This is a genomic window from Streptomyces sp. NPDC001002 (genome assembly GCF_053599215.1).
In genome coordinates, this window is record NZ_JBSFLV010000060.1 from 47,770 (window position 1) to 55,915 (window position 8,146).

Sequence of the window (8,146 nt, forward strand, 5' to 3'; positions counted from 1 at the left end):
TCATGAGATCCACGGAGAGTCACTCCTTCAACGGATACCACGCTCGGCACGCACCCGGCGGTTCTGTTCACCTGTCGGGACCGCACTGTCGCACAACCGTGGCGGGACGCTCCGCCGGGAGAACGGGAGGTGCCGCCCCGATGAACCGGCGGACGGGCGCGTCCGGGCCGCACTAGGGTGCGGCCACGTGAGCCCAGAAACCGCGGATTTCCTGCACACCACCCGGACCTCGTACGACACGATCGCCGACGCCTACACCGAGCAGTTCTCGGACTGGCTGGGCATCCACACCCTGGACAGAGCCCTGATCACCGGCTTCGCGGAGCTGGTGGCAGAGGCGGGCGGCGGGCCGGTGGCCGACATAGGCAGCGGCCCCGGCCATGTCACCGCCCGGCTCCAGCGGCTCGGCATCCCCGTCTTCGGCGTGGACCTCTCGCCCCGCATGGTGGAACTGGCCCGCCGGGCCCACCCCGACGTGCGCTTCCACGTGGGATCGATGACGTCCCTGGACCTGCCGTCCGAGACCCTCGGCGGAATCGTCGCCCTCTACTCGATCATCCACGTCCCCGACGACCGGCTGCCGACGGTATTCACCGAGTTCCACCGCCTCCTGGCCCCCGGCGGCCACGTCCTGCTCGGCTTCCAGAGCGGCGACGACGACGGCCGCCTGCACCTCGCCGAACGCTTCGGCCACGACATCTCGCTCGACTACTACTGGCGCACCCCGGACGCGGTGACGGAACAACTGGCCAAGGCGGACCTCGTCCCGGTCACCCGCGTAATCCGGGAACCCCAGGACACGGAGACCCGCCCACGCGCGTTCCTGGTGGCCCGCAAGGACGGCTGAGCCGAGCCCTCGGGTCAGGCCACCACCGTCACCGACGACAGTCTGGTGACGTCCTTCGCCGTGCCCGTCACGCCCGAGAGGAAGCCCTGGGCGCGGGGAGAGGCCTTGTCCGTGAGCCAGCCGGGGTCGATGTCGCAGACGGCGACGCGGACCTCGGTGCCGGCCAGGGCGAGCGGGAGGGTGTGGACGACCGTCGAGGGGAAGCTGAGGATCGTGCGGCCGATCGGGCCGCGGCGGGCGATCAGCTCAAGGGGCAGGTCGGGGCGGACGATCTCCAGGCCCGTCTCGGTGGCCAGCCGGTGGAGCTTCTCGGTGCTCTCGCGGCGGTGCGCGAAGTACCGGGTGGCGCCGTGGGCCTTGGCGAGGTGCTGGACGGCCTCCAGGTAGCGCTCGCCGTCCACCACGCCGGTCTCCACCAGCGAGGTGCCGACCATGTCGGCGCCCTTGGTGATGCGCGGCGGTCCGAAACGCGCGCGGGTCCAGGAGAAGTCGTTGGCGGTGACGGTCACACCGACCGGCGTCTCGTCCATCGGCATGGAGGAGAAGACCTCGACCCGCCGCTTCGCGCTCGGGGTGAGGCGGTGGCGGGCCCGGGAGGACACCGGGGCGAAGAGCAGGTCCCGCGCGCCGGGCCGGCCGCCCTTGCGGTGCCAGCGCACCAGCCGCTCCCCGCGGGCCAGTTGGGCGACGAACTCCATGGTCGCGGTGCCGTCGTCGACGACGACGAGGTCGCGGGCCTTGGTGATGGTCAACAGCAGTTGTACGTAACGGGAGAAGGGGTCGCCCAGGACGACCCGGGGTGCCCGCCGGAGCAGGCCGCTGAGGCCGCCGATCGTCTGGAACGGAGCGGCCGGACCTCCGCGGGCCTCCTCCCAGCGGACGTGGTGACCCTCCTCGCGGGCCAGCTCCGCCATCCGGCGCAGCTGACCGCGGGTCATCGGGTCGGTCGGGGACAGCACGACGAGGGTGAGCTCCGCGCCGGGCGCATGGGCATGCGCCCACTCCAGCACGTTCAGGAGCTGTACCGGGCTCTCGACGAACGCGAGCGTGGGGTGGCCGGCGGATCCGGCGCGGGGGCTCATCGACGTATGACCGTCCCTGTGTGGATCAGACCGAAACCGGCTCGCCCGCGGCGGCGGCGATCTCCGCCTCGGCGACGACGCCAGGCACGCGGCGCAGCTTCTTCATCGGGCCGAGCTCCGAGTCGTAGACCTTCTTGACGCCGTCACCGAGCGAGGCCTCGATGGTACGGATGTCACGCACGAGGCGCTGCAGGCCCTGCGGTTCGACCGAGGCGGCCTGGTCGGAACCCCACATCGCGCGGTCCAGGGTGATGTGACGCTCGACGAAGGTGGCGCCCAGCGCGACCGCGGCGAGGGTGGTCTGCAGGCCCGTCTCGTGACCGGAGTAGCCGATCGGCACGTTCGGGTACTCGGCCTGGAGGGTGTTGATGACGCGGAGGTTGAGCTCCTCGGCCTGCGCGGGGTAGGTCGAAGTGGCGTGGCACATCAGGATGTTGTCCGAGCCAAGGACCTCGACCGCGTGGCGGATCTGCTTCGGGGTGGACATGCCGGTGGAGAGGATGACCGTGCGGCCGGTGGCGCGCAGGGCGCGCAGCAGCTCGTCGTCGGTCAGCGACGCGGAGGCGACCTTGTGGGCGGGGACGTCGAACTTCTCCAGGAAGGCGACGGCCTCGGTGTCCCACGGGGAGGCGAACCAGTCGATGTTCTTGCTCTTGGCGTACTCGTCGATCTGGCGGTACTCGTCCTCGCCGAACTCGACGCGGTGGCGGTAGTCGATGTAGGTCATGCGACCCCAGGGGGTGTCGCGCTCGATGTCCCACTGGTCGCGCGGGGTGCAGATCTCCGGGGTGCGCTTCTGGAACTTGACCGCGTCGCAGCCGGCTTCGGCGGCGGCGTCGATCAGCTTGAACGCGTTCTCCAGCTCACCGTTGTGGTTGATGCCGATCTCGCCGACGACGTAGACCGGGTGACCGGGTCCTGCGGTCTTCGAACCGAAGGTGCGCAGACGGGAGTTGCTCATGTCGGAAACAGTCCTTACTTGTTGAGGGAATCGAGAGAGGGGCCGAGGATCCAGCTGGCGATCTCTCGGATCGCGCCGTCGCCACCGGGAACGGTGGTGACCGCACGGGCGGCGCCGCGTACCACGTCGTGGGCGCTCGCGACCGCCACGGGCCAGCCCACGAGGGCGAAGCACGGGAGGTCGTTGACGTCGTTGCCGACGTAGAGCACGCGCTCGGGCGCGATGCCCTGCTCCTCGCACCACTGCTTCAGTGCGAGGTCCTTCCGGTCGATGCCGTGCAGGACCGGGATCTGCAGCTTCCGGGCCCGCGCGGCGACGACAGGGTTCTGCTCCGTGGAGAGGATCAGCATCTTCAGGCCGGTCTTGCGCAGCGCGGCGATGCCGAGTCCGTCGCCGCGGTGCACGGAGACGAACTCCTTTCCATCGGCGTCGATCAGCACCCGGTCGTCTGTCTGGGTGCCGTCGAAGTCCAGTACGACCGCGTCGATGTCGGCGCCGGTCGGCAGCGAACCGGGGCGGTCCGCGTCGAAGAGGGGGGCGAGCGCCCGGGCGCGGGCGAGCTCGTGGTGGTCGTCGATCTCCAGCACCCGGGCCGGGTCGGTGCGCACGAGTTCGGTGCGGCCGAAGAAGCGGTGCTGGTGCTCGCGGAAGCCGGCCGCGTCCATCGCGTAGACGGCGCCGGTCTCCAGGAAGTCCTGGGGGCGGTCCTGGCGGCGGGGGCGGAAGGACTTGTCGTGGTTGACGCCGTAGCCGCCGCCGGTGGCCGCGTCGGCCTCCGCGACGGTGCCGGCCCTCGCCTCGTCGTCGGCGTCGCGCCACACGAAGCCGTGGAAGGGGGCGACGGTCAGGGCGCTGTCGGCGCCGTTGTCGACGACGGCGCCGACGACGCCGTCCACGTCCTCGCGGATGATGAACGGGCTGGTGCACTGCACGAGCAGCACGACGTCGACCGTGGCCCCGTGCAGGGCCTCGTGCGCGTCCATGGCGTGCAGCACGGCGGCCTCGGAGGTGGCGGTGTCGCCGGCGATGGCGGCGGGCCGCAGCACGACCTCGGCGCCCGCCGAGCGGGCCGCGGCGGCGATGGCCTGGTCGTCGGTGGAGACCACGACGTCCGTCACCAGCCGGCTGGCCCGGCACTCACGCACGGCACGGGCCACCAGCGGTACGCCGCCCACAGAGGCGAGGTTCTTCGCGGGCACGCCCTTGGAACCGCCACGCGCGGGAATCACCGCGAGCACCCGGCGCACCGAAGCGCCTCGACCCGCTTCGGGGTTGGACATGGGCTCTACTCCTTGGGAGGGGGTCGGGGACGGCGGTCGCTCGGTGGGGCGGGGGCTCACAGGTCGCCCATCCGTCGGATCACCGGGGCGACGCGCTGTACGCCGTGGCGGTAGGCGCCGCGGGCGGCGCGGCGGACTATCTGCTTGACCGCGCTGGGTTCCTTGTCGGCGGCGGGGGCGCCGGGCAGCGGGCTGCCGTCCGGGCCGAGGTGGTGGCGGGCGAGGATGCCGGGCAGGTAGCCGGGCGCGGTCGCCGGTGTGTAGTACGGGGTGAGGGGCGCGAGGCCGCCGGGCCGGCCGAGCAGCTTGGTGATCCGCTCGCGCGCCGCGTCGAAGGCGGTGGCGTACGAACCGTCCGCGGCGACGCCCTGGCGGGCCACCCAGTCCTCGTCGGGCTCGGGCCGGTGCCCCTCGTCGAGCTGGTCCCAGGAGGCGAGGCAGCCGGAGCCCACGAAGTGGTGGTTGCCGAGCACCTCGCGCACGCCCAGGTCGCTGAGGATGACGGTTGGGATACGTCGGTGCAGGGACTCCAGCGCGGCCGTCGAGCTGATGGTGACCAGCAGGTCGGTGCGGTCGAGGACCTCGCCCATGTTCCCGTACACCAGGCGGAAGTTGGCCGGTGCGTCGAGCTTCTGGGCCAGCTTCTGGTAGGGCAGTTCCTCGATGTGCGTGGTGTGTTCGCCCGGCCGCGAGCGCAGCTTGAGCAGCACCTCGCGCTCGGGGTGCTTGCGCGCGTGCCGGATCAGCCGCTCCAGCAGGTACGTACGGTCCTTGCGGCTGTCCGGTACGGACGGCTGCGCGGCGAACACCACGGTGTACGGGTCGTGTTCACCTTCGTAGGGAGCGCCGCCGAGGAACGGGAGTGCCACCTCCGTCACCGACGAGGCGTCCGCGCCCACCCCTTCGTACACACCTCTGAAACGCTCCGCGTCCTGACGGGAGTTGGCGAGGACGAGGTCCGCGCCGTGCCGCAGCAGCAGGCCGTCGGCGAGCTTCTCGTAGACGACGCCGACATAGCCGGTGACGACGACGGGACGCCGCTTGCGGCCCTCCCACACGCGCTTGAGGCCGTGCAGCATGGCCTGGACGCCGCCGCCGACGAGGGCGAGCACGACGAGGTCGTACTCCTCCTCGGCCATGACGCGCAGGAACTCCAGCGCCGTGACCTCCTTCAGCGAGTCCACATGGACGCCCACTTCGGCCAGTTGGCGCGCCGTCGGCGTGGCCCGGCCGCGCAGCAGGAATCCACTGAGCTCGGGGCCGACTTGCGCGGCGTCGCGCCCTGCGGCTTCCATGGTCGGGCCCGGAACGATACGAGCCGCGGTCAACGCACCCCATTTCCAGCGGGTGTCGGAGTCCGCGAGAACAGCGATTCTCATGGGCTTAGTTGTACTAGGCGGCACAACGAAGACGCTAGGAAGCAAATCCAAGGTGCGGCCCAACCGCACCTGGCCAAAAAGTTAACAACACATCGCCGAGAGCCGAACTGGCTCGCCAAAGCCTCGGAAGTACATGGGATGCACCGTTCCGACACATGGAGTTCACCCGCCGTACGGGTACCGGAAAGTTCCGCAGCCGAGCCGCCTCCTAGGCTTTTGCGGGTGCCAAAGCTCTCCGTGATCGTGCCGTTCTACAACGTGCAGCAATATGCCCCGGACACCCTCAGAAGCCTCCGCCTCAACGCTCGACCGGATTTCGAGTTCGTTCTTGTGGACGATCATTCGAAGGATGAAACTCCGGCCATCCTTGAACGCGCCGCCGAGGAACTGTCGGACGTGGCCCAGGTGCGCTACGTCCGCCACGACAAGAACGGAGGCCTCGCCACCGCGCGCAACACCGGTCTGGACGCGTCGAGCGGCGAGTACCTGACCTTCCTCGACGGGGACGACTGGCTGGCCCCCGGCTACTACGAGGAGCTGGTGGCGGCCATGGAGAAGCTGGACTGCGACTTCATCCGCACCGACCACGTACAGGCGACCGCCCGCTCCCGCTCGGTGCACCGGGTCCCGCACGGGCGCCGCTGGGAGGTCATGAACCCGCGCGAGGCGATCCTGCCCGCACACCGCACGACCTCCGTGGACTACGCCTACGCCTGGGCCGGCGCCTACCACCGCCGGCTCCTGGAGAAGGGCCTGCTGCACTTCACGGACGGGCTGCGCACCGCCGAGGACCGGCCGTGGATCTGGAAGCTGCACCGCGAGGCGGAGTCGTTCGCCGTGGTGAGCCTGCTCGGCGTCTTCTACCGGCGCGGGGTCGCCTCCTCGCTCACCCAGATCGGTGACGTCCGGCAGCTCGACTTCATCCGCGCCTTCGACCAGGTCGTCGAGGAGACGGCGCTCGACCCGGACGCCGAGCGGCTGCTGCCGAAGGCCGTGCGGACGTACTGCGCGATCATCGCCCACCACCTCGCGGACGACTCCAAGTGGGAGCCGGCCGTGGCCAAGCAGCTGCGGACCATGAGCGCGGCGGCCATACAGCGCATGCCGCAGGAAGCGCTGGGTGACGTGCTCGACACCATGGACTTGCGCCGCTCCGCCAAGCTGCGGCGGCTGCGGCGCCGGATCACCACAGCGAAGGCGGCCGCCTGATGCCCCGTACCACCCGGATCTTCTGCGTCTCGACGCTGTACGGCGCGGCCACCCTCGCCGCCGCCATAGAGTCCGACCTCTTCCCGGAGACGGACGGCGACCGGCAGGTGCTGCTGGTCTTCAACAACTCCGCGACGCCGGAGACCACGCCGGCCGTCGACCGGATGCCGGGCTTCGAGCCGCTGCGCGACCACTTCGACGCCGTGCTGTCGTGGAACGAGGCCATCCGCCCCTTCCACCCGGGCGCGTGGGCGCCGCGGCCCGACGACATCCCGCTCTTCGAGCGCTATCTGCGGCTGCTGTGGGAGCTGGGCGACGACAAGGTGGAGCTGGTCCTGGAGTCCATCCAGGTCGCCCCCGCCCTCACCGTGGCCCAGCTGTTCACCGAGGCCCCGGTCGAGGTCTACGCCGACGGTCTGATGAGCTACGGCCCCACCCGCAACAAGCTCGACCCGCTGGTCGGCACGCGGGTGCGGCGGCTGCTCCACCTCGACCTGGTGGCCGGTCTCACGCCGATGCTGCTGACCGAGTTCGACGTGCCGGCGCAGGTCGTGCCCACCACCGCCTTCCTGAAGGTGATGGGCGAGCTCACCGCCGCCGTGCCCGAGGCGCCGGTGCTGCCGGCCAACTCGGCGCTGCTGCTCGGCCAGTACCTGTCCGCGCTGAACATCCTCTCCGCCAAGGAAGAGGAGGAACTGCACGTGCGGATGATGCGCGGGGCGGTCGAGCGGGGTCACCGCGCGATCGTCTTCAAGCCGCATCCCACCGCACCGGCCCGCTACAGCCGGATCCTGGAGGCGGAGGCCGAGAAGCTGGGCGTCGACCTCACCGTCCTGGACCTGCCGGTGCTGGCCGAGGTGCTGTTCGAGAAGTCCCCGCCCGCGCTGGTCGTCGGCTGCTTCTCGACCGCCCTGTTCACCGCGGCCGCGTTCTACGACCTGCCCGTGGCCCGGGTCGGCACCGAGCCGTTGCTCGACCGCCTCACGCCGTACCAGAACAGCAACCGGGTCCCGGCCGTCCTCGCGGACGCGGTGATCCCGGACCTGGAGGGCCGCAAGGGCGAGGAAACGGTGGCGGCCAAGACGCTGGGCGGCCTTGTCACCGCGGTCGGTTTCACCATGCAGCCGCAGATCCACCCCTCGCTGCGCCCGGCGGCGGAGAAATATCTGTCGAAGGAATTCGGCCCGCGCACCCAGCGCTACTTCAAGCGCAAGCGACTCACCTCGCTGGGCCTGCCGGGCGGTATCCCGGAACGGCTGGCGTTCCTGCCCCGCAATGCCACCGCGCGCCGGGTGGTCCGCAAGGCCCGGTCGCTGAAGAAGGCCGTACGCCTCTGAAATTCGGTCGCCCAAGCGGTGGGCCGCGACCCGTGCACCAGGTGCACGGGT

At 70.6% G+C, this 8,146-nt stretch carries 7 protein-coding genes; 3 read left to right on the plus strand and 4 right to left on the minus strand.

Annotated elements, in window-relative coordinates:
* Positions 1-187: 187 nt before the first annotated feature.
* Positions 188-847 (plus strand): class I SAM-dependent DNA methyltransferase, encoded by a 660-nt coding sequence (locus ACWDR3_RS26030; RefSeq protein WP_450354982.1) that lies wholly within the window; start codon positions 188-190, stop codon positions 845-847.
* Positions 848-861: 14 nt separating this feature from the next.
* Here ACWDR3_RS26030 and ACWDR3_RS26035 read toward each other — a convergent pair whose 3' ends face one another.
* The 4 genes from ACWDR3_RS26035 to ACWDR3_RS26050 are packed head-to-tail and all read right to left on the minus strand — an operon-like array spanning position 862 to position 5,573.
* The gene (locus ACWDR3_RS26035) at positions 862-1,929 is read right to left on the minus strand and encodes a hypothetical protein (RefSeq protein WP_450354983.1); all 1,068 of its coding nucleotides are present in this window, start codon (positions 1,927-1,929) and stop codon (positions 862-864) included.
* A gap of 25 nt (positions 1,930-1,954) precedes the next feature.
* The gene (locus ACWDR3_RS26040) at positions 1,955-2,890 is read right to left on the minus strand and encodes an N-acetylneuraminate synthase family protein (RefSeq protein ID WP_450354984.1); all 936 of its coding nucleotides are present in this window, start codon (positions 2,888-2,890) and stop codon (positions 1,955-1,957) included.
* Between the two features lie 14 nt (positions 2,891-2,904).
* On the minus strand, positions 2,905-4,170 hold the full coding sequence (locus ACWDR3_RS26045) for a cytidylyltransferase domain-containing protein (RefSeq protein ID WP_450354985.1): 1,266 nt from the start codon (positions 4,168-4,170) through the stop codon (positions 2,905-2,907).
* A gap of 56 nt (positions 4,171-4,226) precedes the next feature.
* Entirely contained in the window at positions 4,227-5,573 is a 1,347-nt protein-coding gene (locus ACWDR3_RS26050; RefSeq protein WP_450354986.1) for a DUF6716 putative glycosyltransferase, read from the minus strand.
* 198 nt (positions 5,574-5,771) lie between these two features.
* Here ACWDR3_RS26050 and ACWDR3_RS26055 point away from each other — a divergent pair, with 198 nt between their 5' ends.
* Together ACWDR3_RS26055 and ACWDR3_RS26060 are read left to right on the plus strand one after the other, a co-directional pair.
* Complete coding sequence (locus ACWDR3_RS26055) at positions 5,772-6,758, plus strand: glycosyltransferase family 2 protein (RefSeq protein ID WP_450354987.1); 987 nt, start codon at positions 5,772-5,774, stop codon at positions 6,756-6,758.
* On the plus strand, positions 6,758-8,095 hold the full coding sequence (locus ACWDR3_RS26060; RefSeq protein ID WP_450354988.1) for an alpha-2,8-polysialyltransferase family protein: 1,338 nt from the start codon (positions 6,758-6,760) through the stop codon (positions 8,093-8,095). The genes ACWDR3_RS26055 and ACWDR3_RS26060 overlap by 1 nt, the downstream gene beginning before the upstream one ends.
* Positions 8,096-8,146 lie beyond the last annotated feature (51 nt).

Excerpts from the sequence above, each read along its gene's own strand:
- ACWDR3_RS26035 (WP_450354983.1), bottom strand. The coding sequence starts at position 1,929 with ATGAGCCCCCGCGCCGGATCCGCCGGCCACCCCACGCTCGCGTTCGTC.
- ACWDR3_RS26040 (WP_450354984.1), bottom strand. The coding sequence starts at position 2,890 with ATGAGCAACTCCCGTCTGCGCACCTTCGGTTCGAAGACCGCAGGACCC.
- ACWDR3_RS26045 (WP_450354985.1), bottom strand. The coding sequence starts at position 4,170 with ATGTCCAACCCCGAAGCGGGTCGAGGCGCTTCGGTGCGCCGGGTGCTC.
- ACWDR3_RS26060 (WP_450354988.1), top strand. The coding sequence starts at position 6,758 with ATGCCCCGTACCACCCGGATCTTCTGCGTCTCGACGCTGTACGGCGCG.